Genomic DNA, 25761 nt, shown 5'->3' with positions numbered 1-25761 from the left:
TTAGTCCAGTAAGAGATTAAAAGTGACAGCGTCACAAATCAGCAAATTCTTCGATGCGTTTGCCGGTGCGTTTTTCCAGAAAATCCAGTAAACGACGCGGTGTGACATTTAACACGCGTTCTTCCGGAAAATCCACTTCGCGCATAATTCGCAGGCAGTGTTCAAAGTTACCGAGGGTAAAGGCGGTGTGGGAATCGGAACCAAATGCCAGTCTTCCACCGGCATCGCGTACTGCCGCCGCAATCGCCCGGCAATTCGGCTCGCTGCCGGCGCGCGAGGTGGTAAACGATGAATTATTAATCTCCAGCGCCACATCATATTTCGCTGCCGCCGCCGCTATCGCCGGAATATCCACCGGGAACTTCGGATTGCCCGGATGGCTGATAATATGCACATCACCATTGGCCATCGCCGCAATCATAGCTTCGGTATGGGTGGCTTTATCCTGTGGCGCAAATACCGGCTCATGAAAACCGGCTACCACCAGATCCACCGCATCCAGCATCGGACCGGTGCAGTCAATTTCACCGGCGGTATTTTTGATATTGGCTTCAATGCCGCGCAGAATGCCAACGCCTTCCACCAGCCGTGGCCAGATGCGCATATTAATAAAATGCCAGGCGTGTGGCGCATCCGCCATATCCGGCCCATGGTCGGTAATGGCGAACAGTTTGATGCCGTTGGTTTTGGCATGAACCACATAGTCGTGCAGTGTGCTGTAGGCGTGGGTACTGGCAACGGTGTGCATATGAAGATCAACGGGGTACATAGCGATTTTCTCCTTTTTTAATAAGGCAAGGATAGCATCCCTGCCCTTACAGAGGTTAATAACCGCGTGCGATATCCACTCGTCCTTCCGGCATTTCACCGGCTTCGCGCTGCTGGATTGATTTGGCGATAAAGTCCATCGCTTCTTCCGGCAACGTGACCGCAGCGTTATGTGGCGTAATCGCCACTCGCGGGTGCGACCACAGCGCACTGCTTTGCGGCAGCGGTTCCTGAACAAACACATCCAGCGCTGCCGCTTTGATTTCACCGGCCTCCAGTGCCGCCAGCAAATCATCTTCAACCAGGTGAGCACCACGCGCCAGATTCAGCACAAATGCTGCTGGATTAAGCTGGCTTAACAATTGACGATTAATGATCCCCGCCGTCTGCGGCGTATTTGGCAGCAGGTTAATCAGTACCTGAGTGCCATCAAGAAAATCGTTTAGCTGATCGGCCCCGTGATAGGTGGTGACGCCATCAATTTGCCTGGCAGTACGGCTCCAGCAGCGGATTGGGAAACCCCATGCTTTCAGACTTTGCGCCACATTACGCCCTAAAACTCCGGCGCCAAGAATGCCGATGGTGAACGCATTGCGACGGTAGTTTTTTAACGGTTGCCACAGCGCCTGCTGTTTTTGCAGCTGATAATCATCGAAGCGGCGAAACCAGCCCAGCACGGTATACACCGCATACTCCTGCATTTGCAGGCCCATGCCGGTATCTTCCAGCCGGAACAGCGGAACCGAGGCCGGCAGCATCTCAGGATGCTGTTTTAACTGGCTCAGAATATCGTCAACACCCGCGCCAAGGGCGAAAATCCCTTTCAGATCGCTGCGCCCTTGCAGCATTTCAACCGGCGGTGTGCGCACCAGCGCGTAGTCTGCCGCGGCATTGTCGCCGGGTTGCCATTCACGAACGCGCGCTTGCGGAAGGCGTTGCTGTAAGCCGTTGATCCAAGTGGCTGCTTTAAAAGACGGATGATAAAAAATGATATCCACATTTCCTCCTGTTTTTTTCAAGGCTCAGGGATAATGGGCGTGCTGGCAAGTGAAAATTTCGGGGCAGCTAATCTGCCCCGTGGCATTACGGTCTGACCGGCGCTTGCTGAATCAGCTTGCGCAGCAGTGGCATCAGGCAAAGCATTAACAGGCCAATTGCCGCCGCACCCCAACCGAGAAGGCTGAAGATATGGCTGTACCCCGGGTTGGTCAGCAGTGGCGTACTGCCGCTGTTATCCGGCATCCAGCCTGAAACATAGCCCGCCAGCACCGAGGCCACACCGGTGACCATCATCCAGCAGCCCATCATCACGCCCTGATAGCGCGCCGGTGCCAGTTTGCCAATCATCGCGTAACCAATCGGCGAAATCAGCAATTCCCCGATGCTCTGGAACAGATAGCTGATAACAATCCATTTAAACGCCACCATGCCATCACCGCCGGACAGCATGATACCCAACGGCAGCACCAGCATTCCCAGACCTATACAGAACAGTGAAGAGGCAAACTGCAAGGGAATATCAATGCGCCAGCCGCGCTCGCGCAGGTTGCGAAAGCCCATCGCCAGCAGCGGGCCGCCAATAACAATCACCAGCGTGTTAATATTCTGCACCCACTGCGGAGCAACATGAATGCCATAAACGTTAAGATTGATATTGTGCTCAACAAACAGCATCAGCCCCATCGGCGCCAGTTGATACAGCATCCAGAACACCAGGGAACCGATCGCCAGGATCAGATAAGCCGCCATCCGGCGCTGCTCTTCGCGCGGACGATGGCGCAGCGTGGTCAGGCACAGCAATAAAAACACCGCTATGCCCAGCACGATAACAAACGAGCCGGTAAAATCGGCGTGGGTCAGCATGATGCGAATCAGCGGAACCAGCAGTACCAGAATCGCCAGCCCGATCAGCATCCGCAGCCTGAACTGGCTTTTACTGGCCTGCAGCAATGGCGTATTGATATCTGCAAGGATTTTCCAGCGCAGCAGTGAGATGATAATCGCCAGCACATTGCCCACCGTGGCAAACAGGAACAGCGCCTGATAGTGCTCGGTAAGCTGGAAATAACCGGCTCCGGTAAAACCAATAAAGAATCCGAGGTTCATACCCGCGTAATTCCACAGAAACGCGCTCTCACGGCGGTTATCTTCCGGGGCAAAACGTTGGGTCAGCATCATATTGATACAGGTGACATTCAGGCCGCTACCGGTGAGGAACATCGCCAGCCCCCAGTATAATCCATCGGCGCTCTGCCCGGAGAGCACCCAGCACCCCGCCACCTGCAACACCATTCCCAGCACAAACAGATTGCGGTTGCTGAGAAAGCGGCCGCCAAGATAGCCGCCGAACAGGTGCAGACCGTAGTTAAACGCGCCAAATACGCCCATCATGGTCGTGGCTTCGGCATTGCTGAATCCGAGACGTTTGGTGGCATACAGTACCAGCGTCGAATAGAGAACGGCGAAGCCGAGCGTGGCGAAGATCTGAATAAAGAAGAGTGCACCCGAACCGGCGGGAACGCCGTGTGGCTGCGCCTTTGTTACGTGATTCAAACTAACCTCTGTGATTTTCTTGCCAGAATAAGCGCATTATTATGCGCATTACTGCTCAATGATGCAGGATGGAAAATGTGATTAGTTATGTTTTTTGCCTCTTTCGGCCATTTTGCCAGCAACCTGCTGAAAAACTGTCTGAACGCATCACGGAATGACGAAAGTTCGTTGACGGCGCGGCGGGAAATCCCTACATTAGCCGCCGTCGACAAGTCAGTTGCCGACAACAATATGGTGAGGTGTCCGAGTGGCTGAAGGAGCACGCCTGGAAAGTGTGTATACGGCAACGTATCGAGGGTTCGAATCCCTCCCTCACCGCCATATTCTGTAAAAAAGCTCGAACTTCGGTTCGGGCTTTTTTGTTTTTGGCTGGCGGTGGAATTCAGCGACCGTCATCGTAAAGGTGAGCAGGCTATTGCCGCCAGTGGGCCATCGCGCCTCGCTACCAGGAACAGGCTGCGCTGGCGGCAAATGAATTGGGCGCCAGCATATTACCCTGCCCTGAGGGGCTATACGTTGCTCCGCAATGCATCACTGAAGAGCGTCAAAATCAATATCGATGTTAATCCTGTAAATACCCCTCCAGGACTAACTTTTTAGTTTCGAAATCAACATAACCAACAGACCAAACCTGATACAGATTTAAAATTTGATATTTTTCTGCGGATGTCGTGAGCTTTACATTTTCATAAATATTATGTCGGGATTCACCCTTAACGATATTTGCCACACCATCAGCAACAACGGCAATTCTGTCATCATCTGCAGTCTGAATCATGGCTCTGATATCCAGCTCAGCCCTACCGTCGGATCTTAAATAAACATAATCAACACCAGAGATAGTCCCCGTTACTTCGCCAGAGACTTTACCTTCGAATGAAATGAAAATTCTCACACCTTGCAAAGGTATTTCTTTTTTACCTGATAAAATATCTTCAAACGAAGTGCCACTGTCAATGACATCAGTTATGGTCATGTCATAGGTGATAATTTTCTTTCCATTCATAACACTACCTCTTTTGTAATCGATCATGTTCTCATCAGGCTGGTTGGCAGTAGATAGCAGACTTTCATTGTTGCAACCGCCGAAATTTTAGTATAACTGGAATCTAACAGAATTAAGCCGCATAATTTTCTGTTATTGTAAAAAATAAGCATGCTTCTGAAAATGACAGGCAACCATAATGGCCGAAGGTATATAACAGTAATTTCACCGGCTACAATCGCTGACAGTTCTGTCGTATACCGTCCCTTAACCGACAGGGAAATTAATGGATAAATTAGCCTTCAAACCCTGGTTGACGCGCTGGAAACTCATTCCAGATGGCCCCCCCTGCATCACGCATACCTCACAACTCCTGCCGGTAAAAACAATCACAGGTGGCATAAAAGCCATGCTAAAAATTACCGATGACGAGTATGAACAAACCGGTAATGCTCTTATGGCGTGGTGGGGAGGAAATGGCGCGGCAGCGGTTATCGCCTGTGAAGATCAGGCAATTCTTCTGGAGCGTGCCACAGGACCCGCCTCTCTGTCCGCTATGTCCCGGGAAGGCCAGGATGCAGAGGCCTGTCGTATCCTCTGCCTTACTGCAAACCAGCTGCATGCAGGCCAGAAACGTCCGTTACCACAGCTTGTGCCTCTTCATGAGTGGTTTTGCGCTTTAAAACCAGCAGCGCGGAAATATGGTGGTTTTCTTATCCGCAGCGCAGAAATATCGGAAGAATTGCTATCCACTCCACGTGATGTGGTCGCATTACACGGTGACCTGCACCATGAAAACGTTCTTGATTTTGGCTCATCGGGCTGGCTGGCGATTGATCCCAAAGGGGTAAAAGGCGAACGAGGATTCGACTATGCCAATATTTTCACCAATCCGGATGCTGACAATCCCGTTCCCCGGGTCGCGACTGTGCCAGAAGTATTTGAACAACGGCTGGAGATCGTTAGTCAAATGGCAGGTCTGGACAGAGAGCGGCTTCTTATGTGGATAATTGCATGGTGTGGGCTTTCAACCGCATGGTCACTTGAAAGCAATGAACCAATTTCCACTACACCAGAAGTCGCTAAGCTGGCAATTGCCAAACTGCAGCAGTGACTGAAACTGTTCAGGTTAACCTTAGGGGTGAAATTCAGGCCAATTTTTCTGATGCCAGACCCCGTCTGTCACCCCAATGTTTCCAGCTTTAAATCGTGACCAAGCGCAAAAGCCCGAACGCGTGTTCGGGCTTTTGGCGGATTGTGGTATCGCTAACCCTCGTTAGTTCTGGGTAATGCCCATCGCCGCCCGCATGGTATAGAACAGGTCGGTCTGGTCGGTCAGGCCAACCACATTTGCAGCATGCGGGCCATAGGCGGCGATGCGCAATTGAGTGCCGGTATGTCCCTGAGAATCTTCCTCCGAGTTACCGTAGCTAATGGTCATCAGCCCACCCTCTTTAGTCTTCAGCGTCTGCGTCAGTCCCGGCGCCTTGCTGTCATTGGCAATGATCTGGCTGGAGTGCGCGTGATCTGCAGTAACGACCACCAGCGTATTGCCGTCCTTACGCGCAAACTCCAGCGCCTTCTGCACCGCCTCGTCCAGATCTACCGTCTCGCCAATCTGGCCACATGGGTTAGCGGCGTGATCCTGTTTATCAATTGACGCGCCTTCAACTTGCAGGAAGAAGCCGTTTTGATTTTTGCTCAATAGCTCAATGGCCTTATCGGTCATCTGCGCCAGCGTCGGGGTTGAGGCCGGACGTTCTGCATTCACCTCACAGCGAATCGCTTCATTTGTCAGGTTACCGTGATAGCTGGCTTTAGGGCCTTTCCAGCGCACCGGCATATTGCCGTCAGCAAACAGCCCCAACACTGGCTTATCCTGATTTGCTTCGCTGATGGCGTTCATGCCGTTAAGATCGCTGACCCACTGGTAACCACGCAGCTTTGCCTGTTCCTCCAGCGTTTTTCCCTGCCACTCACCGGCTTTCGCCGTTTCACTGAAGGTCTTAGCGCCGCCACCCAGCAGGACGTCAACGCGGGTATTTAACAGTTGCTCGGTAATCGAGCCTTTGCCGCCTTGCTCCAGCGCATTGCTGGCACAGAGTTCCGTGGTTTTCGCCGGACCGTAACATTTGCGCGAGGTCACATGTGCCATCTGCGCCGCCGGAGTGGCATCCTGCAATTCCGCAGTAGAGACGTTGCCGGTCGCTTTACCTGCCGCTTTGGCAATTTCCATGATCGTCGGATGATCTTTGCCGTTAACATCTACGCCAATCGCACCGTTATACGATTTCACTCCGGTACTCCAGGCGGTGGCCGAGGCGGCAGAATCGGTTACATAGTCTGGTTTATGGGTTTTCTTATCCAGCGCGTAGTGGGTGTATTGTCCAGTCAGCGGCAGCGCGTCGATGCCTTTAAAGAAACCGCCTGCGCCTTCGGCATAGTTACGCGCAGCGGTGATTTCAGAGTCACCCATCCCGTCACCAATCAGCAGGATTACGTTTTTCGCGGTGTGATTATTTAACGACGCTTTTAACGCCTCGGTTTGATCGCTGGTCAGGCGGCGTGCGCCACCTGGCTGCGTCAGATCGCCTTGAGCCGCGCGGCTGTAGGCAGCGATATCGGCGAAACAGCTGGTGGAAAACAGGGTAGCAATAACCGACAGGGTGAATAGTTTTTTATGTGACATCTTGCCATCTCTCCATGAGAAAAAGTTAACTAAGGTTTTCAGAGAGCGAGTTTGCGACAAAACCCTGTCAGTTTTGTGACACCGGCATGTCATTCTGATGTCAGGCACAGCGCCGCCTGATAACACTAAAACCATTAGCCACCTCACAGTTCGCGCCCTGCTTTCCAACACTTTGTAAAATTTCGTCTAAAGTTTTTCGAATGGTCAATTACTTACAGACCATGTCTGGTCTGGACAAGGAGAACTTCCGATGATGAGACGAGTTGATAACCGTCAATGGAAAGGGGCACTGTTGCTGCCGCTAATGTTTACCGGCGTGCTGGCGGGCATGACTTTGCCTGCGCACGCTGAAGATGATCAGCGCATGTTAACCAGCGCGCCACAGCCGCCCGATGTGCGTCTCGGTCCGTTGTATCACGCCGTGCAGTCGGCAAAGTTCTTTCCCGATCAAAAAACTTTCGCTGATGCGGTGCCAAAATATAGCCCCTCTTCGATTCTCGCCGACTGGCAGATGCAAAAATCTCAGCGTAATTTCGATCTGCGCCACTTTGTAGACAGCAATTTTATTCTGCCAGCCGACGGTGAAAAATATGTACCACCGCAGGGGCAAAGCCTGCGTGAACATATCAACGGATTGTGGCCCGTGCTGACGCGCACCACCGACAAAGTGAATCAGTATGATTCGCTGCTGCCGCTGCCGAAACCGTATGTCGTGCCAGGCGGCCGCTTTCGCGAAGTTTACTACTGGGACAGCTACTTCACCATGCTGGGGCTTGCTGAAAGCGGTCACTGGGATCGGGTGAAGGATATGGTGGATAACTTCGCGGCAGAGCTGGATAAATATGGTCATATTCCGAACGGAAACCGCAGTTATTATCTCAGCCGTTCTCAACCTCCCTTCTTTAGCCTGATGGTTGATCTGCTGGCGAAGCACGGTGGCGATGAGGTTTATGTCAAATACCAACCGCAGCTGCAAAAGGAGTGGGAGTACTGGATGGCGGATGCGGAGACGGTAAAAGCTGGTGAAGCCAGCCAGCGCGTGGTCAAACTGAAAGATGGCGCGATCCTTAACCGCTACTGGGATGCGCGCGACGTGCCGCGCACTGAATCCTATATGGATGATATTACCACCGCACAGAAAGCGACCGACAGGAATAAAGCGGAACTGTATCGCGATCTGCGCGCCGGTGCGGCTTCCGGCTGGGACTTCAGCTCGCGCTGGTTTGATAAGCCTGACGATCTCTCTACCATCCACACCACCCGCATTGTGCCGGTGGATCTGAACGCCCTGCTGTATCATCTGGAAAAAACGCTTGCTCACGCCAGCAAACTGGCGAAACAGGACGACGCCAGTCAGCGCTTTGACGATCTGGCAAAAAAACGTCAGGAAGCGATTAACCGCTACCTGTGGGATGAACAGGATGGCTGGTATGCCGACTATGACTGGCAGAAAAACAGCGTGCGTAAACAGCTGACCGCCGCCACGCTGTTCCCGCTTTATCTGCAGGTCGCCAGCAAAGAGAAAGCCAGCCGCACTGCCGATGCAGTCCAGAAACAGCTGGTGAAAGAAGGTGGACTGGTTACCACTAACGTCAATAATGGTCAGCAGTGGGATGCGCCAAACGGCTGGGCACCGTTACAGTGGGTGGCGGTTGAGGGCCTGAATCACTATGGCAAACAGACGCTGGCAAAAGATATCGGCATGCGCTTTCTGAAGAATGTGCAGGCCACTTATGACAAAGAGCATAAGCTGGTTGAGAAGTATGTCGTGGAAGGCAGCGGTCTGGGCGGCGGCGGCGGCGGTGAATATCCGTTGCAGGATGGCTTTGGCTGGACCAACGGCGTTACGCTAAAACTGATGGATATGTACTGCCCGAAAGATGTCACCTGTAATAACGTTAGTGATATCAGCAAAACCCAATAAGGATTGTGCACGTTAATCACTGCATATCCTCACAGCGGGAGCCGAAAACGGCTCCCCTCGACTGGCCCGGAGCCATCATGCAAGCACAAATCACTCGCTCAGCCAGTCGCCGTGCGCTCGTCGCCGGTTCGGTCGGTAATTTTATTGAATGGTATGAGTTTGGCGTTTACGGTTTTCTTGCCACGGTCATTGCCGGGAATTTCTTTCGTCTTGAGGGTGAAAGCGAGATAACCAGCCTGATCCTTACCTACGCCGCCTTTGCCCTCGCCTTCTTCTGCCGCCCGCTGGGCGCGATTCTGTTTGGGCGTATTGGCGATCGTATCGGCCGTAAGCCGACGCTGATAGCAGTGCTGATTATGATGACGCTGGCTACCGCCGCCATTGGGCTGATGCCGACATACGCTACGCTGGGGGTCGCTGCGCCGTTGCTGCTGACGCTATTGCGCATGCTTCAGGGGCTGTTTGCCGGCGGTGAGTTTGGCGGCGCAGTGGCACTGATGACCGAGTTCGCGCCGCGTGGCAAACGTGGCAGCTACGGTGCCTGGCAATCTTTTACCGTGGCGCTTGGTTTACTGGCCGGTGCCGGTGTTGTGGCGTTACTGGCTACATTACTGACCAGCGAACAGTTGCACAGCTGGGGCTGGCGCGTGCCGTTCCTGCTGGCCTTGCCAATGGGTCTGGTGGCGCTGTGGCTGCGCTTGCAGCTGGATGAAACTCCGAGCTTTAAACAGACGCAGCAGAATCTGCAACCCGCGCCGCTTTCCGGCGTAGTGAAAGCCATCGCGCTGGGAATTGGTCGCATGATGGGCTGGTCGGCAGCCGGTTATACCTTTTTAGTCGTGATGCCGTCATGGCTGCAAACCTCACTACACGCCAGTTTCCAGCAGGCTTTGATAGCCACGGTATTGGGAAATATTGGCTTTGCGTTGACCATTCTGCCAGCGGGTCGTCTTAGCGATCGCTATGGCCGCCGCCGCATAATGCTGCTGGCGATTGGCGCAGTGATCATTTTTACTTTCCCGCTGCTGGCGATTTTACAACAGCCTGAGGCATCCCTGTGGTGGAAGGCAGCGGCGGTGATGCTGGCCGGTGCGGTGGTCGGTTTGCTGGCCGGTCCCGGACCAGCGATGCTGGCAGAGATGTTCCCGACCCGGGTACGTTATACCGGATTAGGCCTGGCCTACTCCCTGTCTAATGCGGTGTTTTCCGGCTGCGCCGGTCTGATCATCACCGCGTTGATCAAGCAGACCGGCAATATCAATATTCCGGCATGGTATGTGGTCATCATTTCATTAATCAGTTTGTTGGCGATCCTCACCCTACGCCCCGACGACCATCTGCGCGACCTCGAAAGTTAACCTCAGCCAGACAGCCCCGACGCTGTCTGGCCTGCAGCCGCCTCAACGCCTTTGTCTGTTTACTGCTCAGTTATGTTAATACCCCGATCTTTTTGTGTGAATAGATAAGCATAATCAATGCTTGAAACCGTTATCGAGAAAGATAATAATTATCATTAGATATATGTAAATGTAAGTCAATCGCATTGCCGCTGCGCGTCAGGCCGCGATCTTTTTGGAAATGGCGGCTCTATTACAATGAAACTATGGGATATCTAGAATGAGAATGGCTTTTACCTTAAAGCGTTCTGCTCTGCTTTGTTCAATTGCACTCACCGCACCAGCACTCTCTTTTGCAGAAGAGACCATGGTCGTTACTGCACAGCCAGCCGAAACCGCCCAGTCACCCACTTCAGGTTACACCGTAAAAAGCAGTACCGGTGCAACGAAAACCGATGAGCCGCTGATTACTACCGGACAATCAATTTCCGTGGTAACCCGTCAGCAGATTGAAGATCAGGGTGCGACCAACCTGAACCAGGCGCTGAACTATACGCCGGGGGTGTTCACCAACTTTGCCGGTGCCGCTTCACGCTTCGATACCATTTCTCTGCGTGGCTTCCACGGCGGTGACACCGACAACACCTTCCTTGACGGGCTGCGGGTGATGAGTGATGGCGGTAGCCATAACGTCTTGCAAGTTGATCCCTGGTTCCTCGAGCGCATCGACGTGATCAAAGGCCCCTCTTCTGCCCTCTATGGTCAGACAGTACCGGGTGGCCTGGTCAATATGGTGTCTAAACGTCCGCAGTTTACTGAGCAGGGCCATTTCCGCCTGTCTGGCGGCACGCAAAATACCAAAGGCGGCGCCTTTGACTATACCAATGCGATTAACGACCAGTGGGCATTTCGTCTGATTGGTATGACCCGCAGCAGCGATACTCAGTACGACCATACCCGTGAAGAGCGCTATGCGATTTCGCCCTCGCTGCTATGGCAGCCGGACGAAGATACCTCATTGTTACTGCGCGCATATTTGCAAAAAGATCCTTCGGGTGGTTATCACGGCTCGGTGCCGCTTGACGGCACCATCACCGATCACAACGGTAAAAGACTCAGCCGGAGCTTCTATGAAGGTGAAAGCTCTCTTGACCAGTACAAACGTACCGAGCAGATCTACAGCTATGAGTTCGCGCATCGCTTTAATGAAACCTGGTCTGTTCGCTCTAACGCCAGCTATACCCATTCTAACGTCAAGCTTGACCAGGTTTATCAGGCAGGTTGGGTCAGCCCGACCAGTGATGAATTAACGCGTTACTATTCCGGCACCCGCTCGTCGCTGGATGCTATGGCGATTGATAACCAGCTGGAAGCCGATTTTGCTACCGGGATGGTGGAACACAAAGTGGTGCTGGGTGCTGAGTATCATCAGTACAAAAACGATCTGTGGGATGGCGGTGCAACGGCCAGTAACCTGAATCCGTTTACCGGCGTTTCTGGCGGTACTGCGCTGAACTTTTATACCGATGATGATCTGACTCGTCGCTATCATCAGACCGGGCTCTATCTGCAAGATCTGATGAAAGTGGATCAGTGGCATATCGACCTGTCCGGTCGCTACGATCGTATCGTCGCAAAACAGGCCAATGATACTTCTGGTGATTCACGCCGCCGCTCGGACGATCATATCAGTGGCCGGGCGTCAGTGCTGTATGCCTTCGACAGCGGAATTTCGCCTTACGTCAGCTACAGCCAGGCGGTTACCCCAAGTTCGCTGACCGGGCCGGATCAAAACCTGCTGAAACCAAGCACCGCCGAGCAGTATGAAGCGGGTGTTAAATATCAGCCGGTGGGTACATCCGATATGTACTCGATTGCCGTCTATGATTTGACACAAAAAGATGTTTCCAGCCGCGACGTTATCAATGCGATTAACGTGCCGGCCGGTAAAGTGCACTCACAAGGGCTGGAGCTGGAAGCACGTAATCAGCTGACCCCGCGTCTGAGCACCATTGCTGGCTACACGCTGAACCACGTGCGCTTTAAAGAGACGCCGGATAACAACGATGGTCACACGCCATACCTGACGCCAAACCAAATCGCCACCGTCTGGGCGCACTACAAGTTTGATTATGGTCTGAGCGTCGGTGCCGGGGTGCGTCATATGGGCAAACAGTGGGCTGACAATGAAAATACCACCCGCCTGCCTTCCGTTACCCTGTTTGATGCTTCCGTACGCGCCGATCTTGGTGCCTGGAATAGCCAGCTGAAAGGGGCATATGTGCAGGTGAATGCCAATAACCTGACAGACCGCGAATATATTGCCGCCTGTTATGGTACTGGCTTCTGCTATAAAGGCGCTGAGCGCACTGTTGTTGCCACCGTCGGTTACGACTTCTGATAGTTAACTGACAGCCACAAAAAAGGGAGACTTGACGTCTCCCTTTTTTTCTATCTTTAGTGCTTAACTTTTGACTTTACGGTAGATAAACAGCACCACAATGGCACCGATTACCGCCACCACAAAGCTACCGAAGTTGAAGCCATCGACTTTACCAAAGCCGAAGAAGGTACTGATCCAGCCGCCGACTACCGCACCGATAATACCTAATACGATGGTGATGATAAAACCGCCACCGTCTTTACCTGGCATAATCCATTTCGCGATGATACCGGCGATCAGACCAAAAATGATCCATGAAAGAATTCCCATTTCCTGCTCCTTATTTTTTGCTAATTAACACACCAATCACCAAACCCAGCGCTGCACCAATGCCTACGCCAGCCCATGGATTCTTTTTCAAATAATCACAGGATTCGCTTGCTGCACTTTTCAGCTCATCACACAGTTCGCTGCCTGCTTCGCGGGAGCGTTCCTGAACCTGCTCAAGTTTTTTACCGGCTTCACGTTTTGAAAACATCACACTCTCCTGTTGATAAGCTCGCAGATGGCCGAGGCCCTATTGTGCCAATTAGTATAGGCGATAATTCTAACTCTGTGATTTAAATCTAAACTTTGACGAAAAAAACAGCGGGAGACGATCGATTATAAGTAAAGTCCGCCGCATTTAAGCCGATACTGATCGGGTAACGCTATCAGCAGCGATAAAGCCACCGCACCGGAGCAGGATGTGAAAGAGCAAGAAAAAGAGCAGTACCTGAAACGCGGCACGCTGGCAGTGCTGGGGGTACTGCGTGACCTAGAGAAACATCAGACCCCGGTGCGAATAGCCAGTGCTCGCGGTCAGTTTATCAGCCGCTTACTGTTTGTTGATCAACATCAGCTGGTTGTCGATTACGGCAGCAATCCGTATGACAATCAGCTGGCGTTACAGTCACAAGATCTGCACATTTCTGCCGAACCCCAGGGGGCCAAAGTGGAGTTCGCCCTCGACAGGCTTGATGCCGTGCAATATCAGGGCTTACCGGCGTTTTCTGCCCCGCTGCCGCCGTTATTGTGGCTGATTCAGCGCCGCGAGTTTTTCCGCGTGACGGCGCCACTGGAACCAGGCTTCTTCTGCCAGAGCCACTGGCCAAACGGCTCGGTTGCCCGTTTTCGCCTGCACGATCTGTCGCTGGGTGGTATTGGCGTACTGGCCGATGGCGCTTTACCACCGACACTCGGCTGCGGCGAAATACTGAAGGGTTTACAGGTGGAACTTGGGGAATATGGTCAGTTTACAGTCGATGCGCAGCTGCTGCATATTGGCGAACGCACCACTATCAGCAGTAAAAATGAAACGGTAGTAACGCCACGGCTGAGCTTACGCTTTGTTGCGCTGACCGCCACCGTAGAAAGAGAGCTACAGCAGGTAATTTTCGCTCTGGAGCGACTGGCACGCGATAAGGCCAGACGTTTTGCCGATTAGTGAGCGCGTTGAAGGATTACGGATACGCTGCGTCCGGGTTAAAAACGGCCGGATAACCGGCCATTAATCTTTATTTCACCACGGGATTCTTGATTAAAGAGAGTGCCTGCATAAAGTTGTCATCCAGCCTGAGATGCTGTTTAACCAGTTCCGGCGGTGTGCTGGCAAGCCACTGGTTTAAGGAGATATCGGCATAATAGTCGCTTTTAAACAGCTCGAGAAAGCGCAGCGGTGTGCTGCCGGTGTTCTCGACATAGTGACCCATCGCGAAAGGTACGTAACCGACATCACCCGCCCGATAATCAAAGGTTCTTGCCTGTCCGGACGAGGCAAAGACCCCCATCCGCCCCTCTCCTTCAAGATAGTATTGCCATTCATCATTATTAGGATGCCAGTGCAGTTCGCGCATTCCGCCGGGTTCAATTTCCACCAGCGCAGCGGCGATGGTTTTTGAAACCGGGAAATTGGATGAGTCGGTAATACGCACCGTGCCGCCAGGCGCCTTGATCGGGCTTTGTGCCATCATGCGGTGAGTAAATCCGGTTTTAGATTTTGCTGAGCCTTTGATGCTGTCAGAGGCCAGGCTGCCCGGCACGGTACCGGCAAAGATATACTCATCCTGCGGTGACGGCAGGTTTGCGAACGTCGAGACCGGTACCTTAAAGTTTTTCGCCAGCACATCGGCGGGAATATGTTTAAACCAGTCTGACAGCAGGAAAGTACTGTCCTCATCGAAGTTTCCGTCATCGAAGGCGATTAAGAATTCACATCCGTCAGGCCCCAGCCCCTGAATTGAGTGCGGTATGCCGGGTGGAAAGTACCACAGGTCGCCGACGCCAATATCGTCAACAAACCAGCCACTCTCCGCATCAAATGCGGTAACCCGTGCCTTACCGTAGGTCATATAGGCCCACTCCGCTTCCTTATGCCAGTGCAGTTCCCTGATTCCCCCGGCATTAAGACGCATATCGACGCCGGCAATAGTGGTTGAAATGCCCAGTTCGCGCTGAGTGACCTGACGGGTCCAGCCTCCGCTACTTTTCCGCACGTGCGCATCGCTAAAGGAATAGCGCAGATTGGGTAAGGTGCCGCTGTCGGTATCCGGCGGGTTTAGTATGTCCGGATTTTCTGCTTCCCTGATCGGATCATGCGGACCCGGGTCGCGGTTAGCGTTGGCCGGATAGGTTTTAACGTTATTATCGTGTGCATGAACCTGACCGGTAGCCAGCGCTACCGTACCGCCCGCAGCAAAGGCCATGAACGTTCTTCGTGAGAGTTTATTCATTAAAGATATTCCTTGATCCTTGTAAGGTTGCGCTGAGATTCTGTTCCTCAGCAGAATATCTATAATACGGATGGCTAAAAAAACTGTTGCCGAGATGTAAAATTTTGCAGGCTTGCCGAGTAATGGCAATGTGACCAACATGCTCTTATCCGCTCTTTTTTCAGCAAGTTGTTTAACAACCGTATATCTGACCTCAGTAAAAAAGTGGTTAAACAGCACAAATTATTAACAACTCACTTATAGCGCTGGCCTGAATGCATCGAGGCTGAAAAACATTTTGAAGCATTTTACTTTCTAATGTATTTCGCGATGGTTGCTCTCTGATTATCCGCCTCGACGACGTTGCTCAACGGTAATTCTCATGGGTGAATAGCATAAATTCGACCTTACCCTCAGCGTAAGTTTCCAGCAGCGCACCGTTGCAGCATCTTTCCCATCATTTATCCGGCAGTGCGGCCAGCCTACAACTCATGATAGAAAACCATCAGTCACTGAGGGCGATACATGAAAAAGCTGGAAAGCCTGCCGGGATCGGGCAAACTAATGATTCAGCAAAACGTTAGAAATCAGGAAATAAACGATGAAAATTCTGCCGGTGGTGACGATAACCTACTGTTCACAATGCAACTGGCTGCTGCGCGCGGCGTGGATGTCGCAGGAACTGTTAAGTACCTTCAGTACCGACCTGGCGCAGGTAACACTGATTCCGGCGACCGGTGGAATTTATCAGATTACCGTGGATGACCAACTGATTTGGGATCGCAAAACCATGGGCGGCTTTCCGGATGCGGCAGAGATTAAGCGCCGACTGCGCGCGCAATGCTTCCCGGAGCGCGAGCTGGGACATATCGATAAAAAGAGCGACAGCGGGCCTGAGCGTAATGGCAACGGCTGAAGATTTACTACGCGCTACCGCGGACGATTAACTGCCAGTCCATCATAACGCGTTCGGCGGGTGAAAGCGGCGAATCGATCTTTTGCAGCAGCAGCGTAAAGGCTTTGCGGCCAATATCCCGCGAAGGTTGGGCAATGGTGGTTAACGGCGGTGACACCATTTCTGCTAACTCGCTGCCATCAAAACCGGCTACCGCGACATCCTGCGGCACCCGCAGCCCGAACTGAATGATCGCCGACATTGCTCCGGCCGCCAGAGTGTCCGACACCGCAAACACCGCATCAGGCCGCTGCTCGCCTGCCAGCAATTGTTGCATCGCACGCTTGCCGGCGTTGAAACTCAATTCGCTGGCATAGGCGATCGCTTGCCACTGTCGTTGACTGGCCTGTAACTGGTTTTGATAGCCCTGCTGGCGCAGCTGAGCATATTTGTAACTGAGATCGTGGTTAATCAGCGCAATGCGTCGGTGCCCCTTACCCACCAGATAGCGCACAACCTGCTGCGCAGCGTCGATATCACTGATTCCTACGCAGGAGATGTCGCCCGCATCGGCATATTCCGCGCACTGAACCCAGGGCGTGGTGCCGATTAATTGTGTCAGTTCCGGCAGTTTGCTGAAGGCGTCCATGGTGATAATGCCGTCGACCATTTTACCGGCCAGCAGTTGCAGGCTGGAACGCGAGCGTTCAATATCAGAGCCAGAATTACTCAGCAGTATGCGATAACCATTTTTCTCCGCCTGCTCCTCAATCCCCTTCACCACCTCGGCGCAAAAAGGATTTGAAATATCAGAGACCATCACCAGAATCATCGAACTGCGTGCGGTGCGCAGCTGGCGTGCCAGCAGGTTCGGCTGATAGTTACTCTCGCTGATGGCCTGCAGGACCCTGGCGCGATTTTGTTCCTTTACGGAATCACTGTTATTCAGCACCCGCGAAACCGTAGCGACAGAAACGCCCGCCAGCCGGGCGATTTTTTGAATGGACATGAGGGAAGCACTTCCTGCAAGGAACCTGATGTTACACAGGCTACCATAAATTCATCAGGCGCTCTAAATCAGCCCAAGTTGCGCACGCACGCTGGCTGAGCAATCTTCCTGCGCCGCAAAATCATCAAAGGCGCGATCGGCGACCGGAATAATATGACGCTGAATAAATTCAGCACCTTCACGCGCGCCGCTGTCGGCATCTTTCAGGCAGCACTCCCATTCCAGAACAGCCCAGCCGTCATAATCATACTGCGCCAGTTTGCTGAAAATACCGTTGAAATCGATCTGCCCGTCACCCGGCGAACGGAAACGCCCGGCACGATCGATCCAGCGCTGGTAGCCGCCATACACGCCACTGCGTCCGTTGGGCAGAAACTCTGCGTCCTTCACGTGGAAGGCTTTAATATGTGCATGATAGATATCAATAAACTGCAAATAATCAATATGTTGCAGATGAAGATGACTGGGATCGAAAAGTATATTGCAGCGCGGATGATGGTTCACTGCGGCCTGAAAACGCTCCCACGTCACGCCATCATGCAAATCTTCACCTGGATGAATTTCATAACAGACGTCCACACCATGGTGGTCAAACTGGTTCAGCACCGGCAGCCAGCGGCGCGCCAGCTCGGCAAAAGCTTCGCTCAGCAGCTGCGGATTGTGAGGCGGCCAGGGATAAAGATAGGGCCAGGCAAGGGAACCGGAAAAAGTTGCATGCGCGCGCAGGCCAAGTTTCGCCGATGCCGACGCCGCCTTTTTCACGCTGTCGATGGCCCATTCCGTTCGGCGGGCACTGTTGCCGCGCACCGCTGCGGGGGCAAAGCTATCGAACGCCACATCATGCGCCGGATGCACCGCAATCAGTTGGCCCTCAAGATGGGTCGACAGCTCGCTCACTACCAGTCCGTATCCCGCCAGTAGCCCTGTGACTTCATCACAATAAGTCTGACTGGTTGCCGCTTTTTCCAGGTCGAATATTGCCGGATGGTTACAGGGTATCTGTAGCGCTTTATACCCCAGCGCTGACGCCCACTTCGCCAGCCCATCCAGCGAATTGTAGGGAGCCTGCTGACCAATAAACTGTGACAAAAATATACCCGGACCTTTTAACGTTTTCATCTCCACCTCCAATAAAAAACCTCTCAATCCCGATACTTGAACGAGAAGAGGAAAATAATAGCGATTACCGCTGCTGCAACCGCCGGGATCCACCAGAACAACGCCCAGTTTTCCGCTGAGACCTGACCGGCAACCACCCTGTTGTATAGCGCGCCGGAAATCTGTGAGCCGAGCAACATGCCAATGCCATAGGTAAACATCACCACCATGCTCTGCGCCTGCCCCTTCACTTTTTCGCCGGCAATGCGATCGGTGTAGATAAACCCCACCACAAAGAAAAAGTCGTAACAGACACCGTGCAGCAGGATGCCGAGATAGATCAGGGCGCGGGTTTCATCGTTCATCCCCATAGCAAACAGCGCATATCGCACAAACCAGGCGCACATGCCAATAAACAGCATGTATTTGACGCCGAGACGGCGAAACAGCAGCGGAATTACCAGCATAAAGAAGATTTCCGACATCTGGCCGAGTGACATCAGGCTGCTGACATTTTCAATTCCTGCATCTGCTAACCACGATGCGGTAAAAGCGTAATAAGTGCCAAGAGGAATGGAGATCAGCGTGGCGCACAGCGCGAAAATAAAGAAGTGGCGGGTTTTCAATAGCGCGAAGGCATCAGCACAAAACAGATCGCGCAGTTTCAACGGCAGCCCTTTTGCCGGTGCCGGGGTATGTGGCAGCGTCAGGCTGTACACCGCCAGCACCACTGAGCAGATGGCAGCGAGCGAGAAAATTGACACACTGGCGGCGATACCGGTGAAGCCGATAAAAATGCCCGCCACGATCCAGCCGATGGTGCCGAATACGCGCACAATGGGAAAACTTTTTTCGCTGCTGGCAAGGCTGTGAAACGCGATATTATTGGTCAGCGCCAGCGTTGGCATATAGCAAAGCGTGTAGCCAAACAGCAAGCCGATCAGCAGCGCGCCATTTTCCGCAATCAGCGCCTGCGGTACGAACCACAAAATCACCGCGCCCGCCAGGTGCATCACCGCCAGGACTTTCTGCGAGGGGAAAAAGCGATCCACCAGCATACCCAGCACAAACGGCGACAGGATCGAGGCAATTGGCCCGGCAGAGAAAGCATCACCAATCAGCAACGCCATATTGTGCTGCGTCATTACCAGACCCAGGGTTACAGACCAGCTGCCCCAGATAAAAAACTGCATAAACATCATCAATGACAGGCGCGGGATAAGCATCCGCTGCTGCACAGTCGGGTTATCTGAGCATTGCGTTGTGAATACCATATTATCCTCGCCAAAAAGTAATCGATTACATTGAGCCTGCAAGTAAAGTAATCGATTACAAAATGCCGTTCTTTTGTACCGATCACATTTCGGCAATGTCACCGATTGTTGATCATCAGGATTTTTCAGCTGCGGGGGTTATCTGGCTAAATAGGATCGAGCCAGCGATTCGCCGAAGGAAACAGGCAAAATGCCGGTCGCCACCGCTTGATGCGTGAAGACCGGCAAATTTAGATGGTGCGGTAAGCTGTGGTGACTTTCCACAGATAGCGCGGTGCCTGTGCCGCCGGGTGCTTGTCCTGCACGTGCTGGTAAAACTCCTGCGGCGTCATATCATTGATCATCGCAATCGCGCGCTGACGATCGGACGAGAAAGTTCGTAACAACGCGCCGGCCCCATTGGCATAAGAGACAATCGTGGCATAGCGTAAGGTCTCCGGATCGCGGATCCCGGCCAGCTGCTTCGACTGTAAAATACGCAGATAAGCGGTGCCGATGTCGATATTTTTAGCCGGATCGCGCAGCTCTGAACCACTCGGTTGCCCGTGCCGTCCCTGATGGCGGTAAACTTCGCGCCCGGCGGTAGAGGCTTTAATCTGCATTAAACCAACGGCATTCGAACGGCTTACCGCCGTTGGATTGCCGCCGGACTCTACGCTGATAATGGCAGTAATCAGCCGCTCATCAACGCCATAGTGGCTGGCTGCGTTTTCGGTAAAGATTGACCAGGCCTGTGAAACCTTTTGCGGTGGGGCTTTGGTTAAGGCTGTTTGTCGCTCCGCAGGCGCATGCTGCGGTTTTTCACTGGCGCATCCTGCCAGTAACAGTGCACATAACATCAGCGATCGGGTTTTCACGCTATTCTCTTCCTCGGAGCCACTTAATCGCGCTCAATCATACTGACTGGCTTAGTATTAAATATTGCCGTTTATCTGAATTGCTTTGAAAACAGTGGCCAGTGGTGACTTCACGCCCGCTTTTCGTCATCATCAAGCGAATGAGACAGTAAATAGTGGCAAATGATTCGCGGCCTGTCATTAATTTTTAGACCGTTCGCCATGATTGTTCACTTAGAGGGAGAAAACCGAGCATGATCTCTGCAACTTCTCGCAGCATTCGACTGATCGCACCCAGCGGTTATTGTCAGAATCAGGATGCTGCCTGGCTGGCAGTTGAACGACTCAGCGCCCAGGGGCATCAGATAGAAAATAGCGCCGCGATTATGCGTCGTTTTCAGCGCTTTGCTGGTGATGACCAGCAACGACTGAATGATATTAATTCGCTGGCCAGCCTGCCTGTGCTGCCCGATATTGTGCTGGCGGTGCGCGGCGGCTATGGCATCAGCCGCCTGCTGGATTACGTCGATTATCCGGCGCTGGAACAGCGTCTGAGCGGGCAACCGCTGGCCATCTGTGGCCACAGCGATTTTACTGCGCTGCAACTTGCACTGCTAAGCCGCAGCGGATTGATCACCTTTAGCGGGCCGATGCTGACCGGTAATTTCGGAGCCGGGACACTCTCCCCCTTCACCGAACGCCATTTCTGGCAGGCGATGACGTCAGCGCAATTTGATATTGAATGGGCAACCGACGCACCGGATACCCGGGCCAGCGGCACGCTTTGGGGCGGCAACCTGGCGATGATCGCTTCCCTGGTCGGCACGCCGTGGCTACCCACCTTTGACGACGGAATACTGGTGATCGAGGATGTTAATGAGCATCCGTTCCGTACCGAGCGCATGTTATTGCAGCTGCATCAGAGCGGTATTCTGGCGCGCCAGCGCGCAATTATTACCGGTAGCTTTACCGGGGCAACTCTCACTGAATACGATCAGGGCTTTGATTTTCCCAGCGTCTGGGACGGAATTCGTCAGCTAACCGGCCTGCCGGTAATTAGTGGTCTGGCGTATGGTCACGACTATAATACCGTTACGCTGCCGCTGGGCGCGCGGGCGACAGTGCAGGTCAGCCGTGGTGTCAGCCAGCTGACTATCAGCGGGCATCCAACGCTGCGATAAGCCGTTTACCCCATCAGGAAAAAAACGATGAAGCCGCTTTACGAAGATCTGTGGATTTCAACCCCGGAATTTCCGGCGGCAGACCTGCAACCCGAACTGATGATGCACGGCTTTTTACTGCGACATCCGCGCGGCAATCTGCTGATTTCGCGCGTCGAGCATCCGCAGGATCATACTGCCTTAGCCGATCTCGGCGGCGTGATGCGCCACTATCTGACCCACTGGCACGAAGCGTCACCCGGCGCGCTGGCGATTCAGCAGCGCTTTAACAATCCACTGTATTGCCATGTGCGATCGCTCGGTCAGGTCAGTCGGATCGTGGAACCGGACGCCACCTTCTCGACGCAAGAGAGTCATTTCGGTGATTTTCATATACTGCCCTCACCCGGCCATACTCCCGGTAGCTGTAGCTACTACTATCAATCGCCTTATGGCAAACGGTATTTGTTTGTCGGCGATACCCTCACTCAGGATAATAGCGGTTGGAGGACGTTAATCGTGGCGGAAAGCAATTGGCTTGATCTGCAGAATACGCTGAAGCACTATCGCAGCTTACAGCCGGATGTGGTGCTGATGAGTTCTACCCGGGCACATCTTTCATGGCAGGAAGTCAATCCGCAACAGTGGCAGCAGGCAATAGAAGAGGCGGAGCGGTCGCCACTGGATATGCGTGACGACCCGATCTACTGATAATTTCTGCTGGCCTCAGGCCAGCAGTGATTTAGTCAGGTAGTAACGCTGATGCACGCGCGGATAGTTTTCGAGGGTTAAACGCAACTGGTAGCCCTGCTTTTCATAGAAGGGACGCGCCTGAAAACTGGCGGTATCCACCTGCGCATAAAGGCAACCGCGCGCGCGTGCCTCCTGCTCGGCGGCCTGAATCAGCTGGCGGCCAATCCCCTGCCCGCGTAGCGTATCACTGACCCACAACATATCAATGCGCAACCAGTTTCCCGCCGTCGAACCGGTCAATCCCGCCAGTTTGTTATGCTTCTCATTGGTAAAAAACAGCGCAATCGGCTTAATTTCATCCATATTGATATACTGCGAGTTATAACTCACCAGCCCGGCTTTCACCTCATCCAGATCCTGTTGGCTGGGGGTGGCGGTAACCGTCAATTTCATCTTCTTGCTCCTTTCAGCACTTTAATCGTCGTTTCAGGAGTGGCTCTGTAGCGAACCATCATAGCGCTCCAGCGAAATTGCATCGGTCTCGCGATCGCGGGTGCGTGAACATGACACTAATTCACTGCTGCCGCTAAAAGCAAAAAAGGTTTCACCGGAACTTTTATCGACAATCAACTGGTCGCCATTGCGAAAGCGGGTGATAGTGACTTTATCGCCGCCGTCGATTTGTGAAAGCTGTTTACCGGAGGCCACCTGAAAATGATGGTTCGGCCACATCGCTGTCGTCAGACCATACTGCGCACGTGAGATGGTCATAGTGGCACGCCCCGGGCAGGTTATCTGAAATTCAGTGTCGCTATGGGCAGGAAATGCACTGAATACCAACAGACAGGCTGCCAGTGATTTAAAAGACATGTTTTTTATTCTCCGCTGCCGATGTTTTCTCTCTGAATTTACGCATTATTTTGCCATTCCAGCTTAGCACAGCCAAAAAAATGCTTCCGGAAAAATCCGATGGCGAAAAAATGAGCTATTATTACTGAGCAAAATTCAACCAACATTCCGACGTCAAGCAGCCTGGCGTCACAGGATAACCATGTCGGGTTGCCAGGAGGGGGTTATTTATGAAACGACGTAGTGTTAATTCATCAAAAATTCATACTGTTGCTTATGATATGGAAAACAAGCTACTGGAAATTGAATTTCAACAGCGCGATATTTATCGTTACCAGCAGGTCCCGCTGACGGTATTCCATCTGCTAATGGCTGCCGAGTCAAAAGGACAATTTTACGCTGAAAATATCCGGCATCACTATCCCGCAAACCGCATAGTCTGATGTCGATTTAATCAGTAGCGGAAAGCGCCGCCTGGCCTCTCCGCTACTCTGCCAATTGCTTCGCCCGCCCTGACGACATGCCTGATAACAATTTAATCGTCTTAATAACAATATCAAGGTGTTGTTATCTTTCCCGCAGTTTAAAATCAGCGGCAGTTAAACAGTGTATTCCACAACCATTGCCCGAAATAAGAGGCCATTATGAGCAATATTGAAGTTAAAAACATTGATTACCAGGCGCAAGGTAAAGCATTTCAGGGGCGTCTGGTCTATCAGCGCGGCCAGCAGGCGTCACAACCCGGTCTGGTGATGGCTCCCAACTGGATGGGCGTCAGTGATAACGCGGTTGAGCTGGTCAAACAGGTGGTGGAACAAGGTTATGTCGTGCTGATCGCTGACTTATACGGCGCTGATGTCCGCCCGACCAATGCCGAACAGGCGGGTGCGGCAATGCAGTCGGTAAAAGATCAGCCGCAGGAACGTGCGCGTATGCAGGCCGCGCTGGATGCGCTGATTGCGCAGAGTGATGCGCCGGTAGATTCGCAAAACGTCGCCGCCTTCGGCTTCTGCTTTGGCGGACACTGCGTGCTGGAACTGGCGCGCAGCGGTGCCCCCTTGAAAGCGGCGCTGTCATTCCACGGCACGCTGGATACTACCGACCCGGATGGTGCGAAAAACATCCGCGCTGCGGTGCTGGTACTTGATGGCGCAGCAGATCCGCTGGTACCGCGTGAACAACTGCCGGCTTTCGCGGCCGAGATGACTGCCGCTGGCGTCGACTGGCAACTACTGAGCTTTGGTGGCGCAGTACACTCGTTCACCGATCCGCATGCTAATGTGGCAGGCGTCAGTATGTATCATCCTAAAGTCAGCCAGCGCGCGTTTCAGGCGATGTATAACCTACTGGATGAAGTGATGTCCTGATAGTACCGGGCGCGCCAGCTTTGTCAGAGCGCGCCTAAAACCACTCCTTATGCGGCGGATTTGCTAACGCCTCAATCAGCTTGTGGTGAAATGCCGGTGGATCTTCCATCTGCGGTGCATGTCCCATGCCAGGAAAAGCGATCAGCTTTGCATGGGGAATCATCCCGGCGACCTCTTTACCTAACAGATTATAATGACCCAGGCGCGCCTTAACCTCTGCCGACGCAATATCGCTGCCGATAGCGGTAGTATCTGCGGTGCCGATCATCAGCGTGGTTGGCGTCACTAAATCTTTAAATTCATACCAGACCGGCTGTGTAAAAATCATGTCGTAGATCAGCGCCGAATTCCAGGCCACCCGCTGTTTGCCTGGGCCGTTGTTCAGACCCGCCAGCATATCTACCCACTTGTCATACTCCGGCTTCCACTTGCCGCCGTAATAGGTTTTCAGCTCATACTGTTTAATACTTTCCGCACTGACCTTAAGCTCGCGTTGATACCACTGATCAACACTGCGCCACGGCACGCCTTTCGCTTTCCAGTCTTCCAGCCCAATCGGATTGACCAGCACCAATTGTTCGACGTTTTCCGGATACATCAGGCTGTATCGCGTGGCCAGCATGCCGCCGGTGGAATGACCGATAATAATAGCTTTAGGGATATTCAGCTGGGCCAACAGCGCATGGGTATTCTCCGCCAGCTGTTGAAAGCTGTACTGATAGGAAGCCGGTTTGCTCGAACTACAAAAACCAATCTGATCTGGCGCTATTACCCGATAACCGACGCGGATCAACGCGGTAATTGTCTGCTGCCAGGTCGCACCGCAAAAGTTTTTGCCATGCATCAGCACTACCGTATGGCCGTTGGCCTTACCTGACGGCGCGACGTCCATATAACCCATCGTCAACTGCTGAGCTTGCGAGCTAAAACTGAAATGCTGAAGTGGCCAGGGCCAGCTGAAACCTTGTAATTCTTCACCGTATTGCGGCGTGGACTGCGCGGCGACAGCAGAGGTTATCAGCGTTGCCGTCAGCAACAGGTGGCGCAATTTCAGCATGTTTAAGCCCTTGTTTGAATAGCCGTTACTGGCAATTTTAGCATCTAATCGACATTTTTCTTGTTACACCGTTGTTACAATAGGTCAGGCAGCAACTGAACTGCCCTCAGATGAAGGCAGCAAATAACAACAGT

The 25761-nt window shown here is 52.8% G+C and carries 25 protein-coding genes and 1 tRNA gene; 11 read left to right on the top strand and 15 right to left on the bottom strand.

The window, feature by feature from the left end:
- Positions 1 to 31 precede the first annotated feature (31 nt).
- From RIN69_RS09845 to RIN69_RS09835, 3 genes are all read right to left on the bottom strand, one after another.
- Positions 32 to 769, bottom strand: coding sequence for a phosphatase (locus RIN69_RS09845; RefSeq protein WP_313857136.1), 738 nt, complete (start codon positions 767 to 769; stop codon positions 32 to 34).
- A 55-nt stretch (positions 770 to 824) separates the two neighbouring features.
- Positions 825 to 1766 (bottom strand): glyoxylate/hydroxypyruvate reductase GhrA, encoded by a 942-nt coding sequence (ghrA, locus tag RIN69_RS09840; protein WP_313857135.1) that lies wholly within the window; start codon positions 1764 to 1766, stop codon positions 825 to 827.
- 85 nt (positions 1767 to 1851) lie between these two features.
- Complete coding sequence (locus RIN69_RS09835) at positions 1852 to 3321, bottom strand: peptide MFS transporter (RefSeq protein ID WP_313857133.1); 1470 nt, start codon at positions 3319 to 3321, stop codon at positions 1852 to 1854.
- A 233-nt stretch (positions 3322 to 3554) separates the two neighbouring features.
- On the opposite strand from RIN69_RS09835, the gene RIN69_RS09830 reads away from it, so the two are divergent.
- A tRNA-Ser gene (locus tag RIN69_RS09830) sits at positions 3555 to 3642 on the top strand.
- 241 nt (positions 3643 to 3883) lie between these two features.
- Here the strand turns inward: RIN69_RS09830 and RIN69_RS09825 are convergent.
- Positions 3884 to 4354: a DUF3237 family protein gene (locus RIN69_RS09825; RefSeq protein WP_313857131.1), complete on the bottom strand. Its 471-nt coding sequence runs from the start codon at positions 4352 to 4354 to the stop codon at positions 3884 to 3886.
- A gap of 238 nt (positions 4355 to 4592) precedes the next feature.
- Between RIN69_RS09825 and RIN69_RS09820 the strand changes: the two genes are divergently transcribed.
- Positions 4593 to 5420: an aminoglycoside phosphotransferase family protein gene (locus tag RIN69_RS09820; RefSeq protein WP_313857129.1), complete on the top strand. Its 828-nt coding sequence runs from the start codon at positions 4593 to 4595 to the stop codon at positions 5418 to 5420.
- Between the two features lie 162 nt (positions 5421 to 5582).
- Here RIN69_RS09820 and phoA read toward each other — a convergent pair whose 3' ends face one another.
- Entirely contained in the window at positions 5583 to 6995 is a 1413-nt protein-coding gene (gene phoA / locus RIN69_RS09815; protein WP_313857127.1) for an alkaline phosphatase, read from the bottom strand.
- Between the two features lie 328 nt (positions 6996 to 7323).
- Here phoA and treA point away from each other — a divergent pair, with 328 nt between their 5' ends.
- The 3 genes from treA (at position 7324) to RIN69_RS09800 (ending at position 12657) form a co-directional block, all read left to right on the top strand.
- Positions 7324 to 8919, top strand: a complete 1596-nt coding sequence (treA, locus tag RIN69_RS09810; protein WP_390902536.1) for an alpha,alpha-trehalase TreA — start codon at positions 7324 to 7326, stop codon at positions 8917 to 8919.
- 77 nt (positions 8920 to 8996) lie between these two features.
- Positions 8997 to 10277, top strand: coding sequence for an MFS transporter (locus tag RIN69_RS09805; RefSeq protein WP_313857126.1), 1281 nt, complete (start codon positions 8997 to 8999; stop codon positions 10275 to 10277).
- Positions 10278 to 10536: 259 nt separating this feature from the next.
- Complete coding sequence (locus RIN69_RS09800) at positions 10537 to 12657, top strand: TonB-dependent siderophore receptor (protein WP_313857125.1); 2121 nt, start codon at positions 10537 to 10539, stop codon at positions 12655 to 12657.
- A gap of 63 nt (positions 12658 to 12720) precedes the next feature.
- Here the strand turns inward: RIN69_RS09800 and RIN69_RS09795 are convergent, their stop codons facing one another.
- Positions 12721 to 12969, bottom strand: coding sequence for a GlsB/YeaQ/YmgE family stress response membrane protein (locus RIN69_RS09795; RefSeq protein ID WP_313857123.1), 249 nt, complete (start codon positions 12967 to 12969; stop codon positions 12721 to 12723).
- Between the two features lie 10 nt (positions 12970 to 12979).
- Positions 12980 to 13177, bottom strand: coding sequence for a DUF883 family protein (locus tag RIN69_RS09790; protein ID WP_313857122.1), 198 nt, complete (start codon positions 13175 to 13177; stop codon positions 12980 to 12982).
- Between the two features lie 210 nt (positions 13178 to 13387).
- Between RIN69_RS09790 and RIN69_RS09785 the strand changes: the two genes are divergently transcribed.
- Positions 13388 to 14125 (top strand): flagellar brake protein, encoded by a 738-nt coding sequence (locus tag RIN69_RS09785; protein ID WP_313857121.1) that lies wholly within the window; start codon positions 13388 to 13390, stop codon positions 14123 to 14125.
- 70 nt (positions 14126 to 14195) lie between these two features.
- Here the strand turns inward: RIN69_RS09785 and RIN69_RS09780 are convergent, their stop codons facing one another.
- Positions 14196 to 15410, bottom strand: a complete 1215-nt coding sequence (locus RIN69_RS09780) for an oxalate decarboxylase family bicupin (RefSeq protein ID WP_313857120.1) — start codon at positions 15408 to 15410, stop codon at positions 14196 to 14198.
- 580 nt (positions 15411 to 15990) lie between these two features.
- On the opposite strand from RIN69_RS09780, the gene RIN69_RS09775 reads away from it, so the two are divergent.
- Positions 15991 to 16305: a SelT/SelW/SelH family protein gene (locus RIN69_RS09775; protein WP_313857119.1), complete on the top strand. Its 315-nt coding sequence runs from the start codon at positions 15991 to 15993 to the stop codon at positions 16303 to 16305.
- Between the two features lie 7 nt (positions 16306 to 16312).
- On the opposite strand, the gene RIN69_RS09770 is transcribed toward RIN69_RS09775, so the two are convergent.
- From RIN69_RS09770 to emtA, 4 genes are all read right to left on the bottom strand, one after another.
- Positions 16313 to 17293 (bottom strand): LacI family DNA-binding transcriptional regulator, encoded by a 981-nt coding sequence (locus RIN69_RS09770; RefSeq protein ID WP_313857118.1) that lies wholly within the window; start codon positions 17291 to 17293, stop codon positions 16313 to 16315.
- Between the two features lie 63 nt (positions 17294 to 17356).
- Complete coding sequence (locus tag RIN69_RS09765) at positions 17357 to 18412, bottom strand: sugar phosphate isomerase/epimerase family protein (RefSeq protein WP_313857117.1); 1056 nt, start codon at positions 18410 to 18412, stop codon at positions 17357 to 17359.
- A gap of 23 nt (positions 18413 to 18435) precedes the next feature.
- Positions 18436 to 19665 (bottom strand): MFS transporter, encoded by a 1230-nt coding sequence (locus RIN69_RS09760; RefSeq protein WP_313857115.1) that lies wholly within the window; start codon positions 19663 to 19665, stop codon positions 18436 to 18438.
- Positions 19666 to 19895: 230 nt separating this feature from the next.
- Complete coding sequence (gene emtA, locus RIN69_RS09755) at positions 19896 to 20504, bottom strand: membrane-bound lytic murein transglycosylase EmtA (RefSeq protein WP_313857682.1); 609 nt, start codon at positions 20502 to 20504, stop codon at positions 19896 to 19898.
- 251 nt (positions 20505 to 20755) lie between these two features.
- On the opposite strand from emtA, the gene ldcA reads away from it, so the two are divergent.
- Together ldcA and RIN69_RS09745 are read left to right on the top strand one after the other, a co-directional pair.
- Positions 20756 to 21682, top strand: coding sequence for a muramoyltetrapeptide carboxypeptidase (ldcA, locus tag RIN69_RS09750; protein ID WP_313857113.1), 927 nt, complete (start codon positions 20756 to 20758; stop codon positions 21680 to 21682).
- 27 nt (positions 21683 to 21709) lie between these two features.
- Entirely contained in the window at positions 21710 to 22372 is a 663-nt protein-coding gene (locus RIN69_RS09745) for an MBL fold metallo-hydrolase (RefSeq protein WP_313857111.1), read from the top strand.
- Between the two features lie 15 nt (positions 22373 to 22387).
- Here the strand turns inward: RIN69_RS09745 and RIN69_RS09740 are convergent, their stop codons facing one another.
- Positions 22388 to 22807 carry a GNAT family N-acetyltransferase gene (locus RIN69_RS09740; RefSeq protein ID WP_313857110.1) on the bottom strand — a complete coding sequence of 140 codons (420 nt, stop codon included), beginning with the start codon at positions 22805 to 22807 and terminating at the stop codon, positions 22388 to 22390.
- A 33-nt stretch (positions 22808 to 22840) separates the two neighbouring features.
- Positions 22841 to 23224, bottom strand: a complete 384-nt coding sequence (locus RIN69_RS09735; protein ID WP_313857109.1) for a hypothetical protein — start codon at positions 23222 to 23224, stop codon at positions 22841 to 22843.
- A 209-nt stretch (positions 23225 to 23433) separates the two neighbouring features.
- On the opposite strand from RIN69_RS09735, the gene RIN69_RS09730 reads away from it, so the two are divergent.
- Together RIN69_RS09730 and RIN69_RS09725 are read left to right on the top strand one after the other, a co-directional pair.
- Positions 23434 to 23646, top strand: coding sequence for a KTSC domain-containing protein (locus RIN69_RS09730; protein WP_313857107.1), 213 nt, complete (start codon positions 23434 to 23436; stop codon positions 23644 to 23646).
- 201 nt (positions 23647 to 23847) lie between these two features.
- On the top strand, positions 23848 to 24570 hold the full coding sequence (locus RIN69_RS09725; protein WP_313857106.1) for a dienelactone hydrolase family protein: 723 nt from the start codon (positions 23848 to 23850) through the stop codon (positions 24568 to 24570).
- Positions 24571 to 24604: 34 nt separating this feature from the next.
- Here the strand turns inward: RIN69_RS09725 and RIN69_RS09720 are convergent, their stop codons facing one another.
- Positions 24605 to 25627, bottom strand: a complete 1023-nt coding sequence (locus tag RIN69_RS09720) for an alpha/beta fold hydrolase (RefSeq protein WP_313857105.1) — start codon at positions 25625 to 25627, stop codon at positions 24605 to 24607.
- Positions 25628 to 25761: the final 134 nt, after the last annotated feature.

Origin of the sequence: Winslowiella toletana (assembly GCF_032164335.1) — a bacterium.
GTDB lineage: Bacteria > Pseudomonadota > Gammaproteobacteria > Enterobacterales > Enterobacteriaceae > Erwinia > Erwinia toletana_A.
Note: the sequence above shows the minus strand (reverse complement) of the source record. Positions and strands in the feature narration are given on the sequence as shown.

Bases quoted from the DNA above. Each gene is read 5' to 3' on its own strand.
- RIN69_RS09780 (WP_313857120.1), bottom strand. From the start codon at position 15,410: ATGAATAAACTCTCACGAAGAACGTTCATGGCCTTTGCTGCGGGCGGT.
- RIN69_RS09760 (WP_313857115.1), bottom strand. From the start codon at position 19,665: ATGGTATTCACAACGCAATGCTCAGATAACCCGACTGTGCAGCAGCGG.
- RIN69_RS09805 (WP_313857126.1), top strand. From the start codon at position 8,997: ATGCAAGCACAAATCACTCGCTCAGCCAGTCGCCGTGCGCTCGTCGCC.
- RIN69_RS09800 (WP_313857125.1), top strand. From the start codon at position 10,537: ATGAGAATGGCTTTTACCTTAAAGCGTTCTGCTCTGCTTTGTTCAATT.
- RIN69_RS09795 (WP_313857123.1), bottom strand. From the start codon at position 12,969: ATGGGAATTCTTTCATGGATCATTTTTGGTCTGATCGCCGGTATCATC.
- RIN69_RS09725 (WP_313857106.1), top strand. From the start codon at position 23,848: ATGAGCAATATTGAAGTTAAAAACATTGATTACCAGGCGCAAGGTAAA.
- RIN69_RS09845 (WP_313857136.1), bottom strand. From the start codon at position 769: ATGTACCCCGTTGATCTTCATATGCACACCGTTGCCAGTACCCACGCC.
- RIN69_RS09775 (WP_313857119.1), top strand. From the start codon at position 15,991: ATGAAAATTCTGCCGGTGGTGACGATAACCTACTGTTCACAATGCAAC.
- treA (WP_390902536.1), top strand. From the start codon at position 7,324: ATGACTTTGCCTGCGCACGCTGAAGATGATCAGCGCATGTTAACCAGC.
- RIN69_RS09825 (WP_313857131.1), bottom strand. From the start codon at position 4,354: ATGATCGATTACAAAAGAGGTAGTGTTATGAATGGAAAGAAAATTATC.
- RIN69_RS09735 (WP_313857109.1), bottom strand. From the start codon at position 23,224: ATGTCTTTTAAATCACTGGCAGCCTGTCTGTTGGTATTCAGTGCATTT.
- ldcA (WP_313857113.1), top strand. From the start codon at position 20,756: ATGATCTCTGCAACTTCTCGCAGCATTCGACTGATCGCACCCAGCGGT.
- RIN69_RS09745 (WP_313857111.1), top strand. From the start codon at position 21,710: ATGAAGCCGCTTTACGAAGATCTGTGGATTTCAACCCCGGAATTTCCG.
- RIN69_RS09770 (WP_313857118.1), bottom strand. From the start codon at position 17,293: ATGTCCATTCAAAAAATCGCCCGGCTGGCGGGCGTTTCTGTCGCTACG.
- RIN69_RS09720 (WP_313857105.1), bottom strand. From the start codon at position 25,627: ATGCTGAAATTGCGCCACCTGTTGCTGACGGCAACGCTGATAACCTCT.
- RIN69_RS09820 (WP_313857129.1), top strand. From the start codon at position 4,593: ATGGATAAATTAGCCTTCAAACCCTGGTTGACGCGCTGGAAACTCATT.
- RIN69_RS09790 (WP_313857122.1), bottom strand. From the start codon at position 13,177: ATGTTTTCAAAACGTGAAGCCGGTAAAAAACTTGAGCAGGTTCAGGAA.
- phoA (WP_313857127.1), bottom strand. From the start codon at position 6,995: ATGTCACATAAAAAACTATTCACCCTGTCGGTTATTGCTACCCTGTTT.
- RIN69_RS09765 (WP_313857117.1), bottom strand. From the start codon at position 18,412: ATGAAAACGTTAAAAGGTCCGGGTATATTTTTGTCACAGTTTATTGGT.
- emtA (WP_313857682.1), bottom strand. From the start codon at position 20,504: ATGTTATGTGCACTGTTACTGGCAGGATGCGCCAGTGAAAAACCGCAG.
- RIN69_RS09730 (WP_313857107.1), top strand. From the start codon at position 23,434: ATGAAACGACGTAGTGTTAATTCATCAAAAATTCATACTGTTGCTTAT.
- RIN69_RS09740 (WP_313857110.1), bottom strand. From the start codon at position 22,807: ATGAAATTGACGGTTACCGCCACCCCCAGCCAACAGGATCTGGATGAG.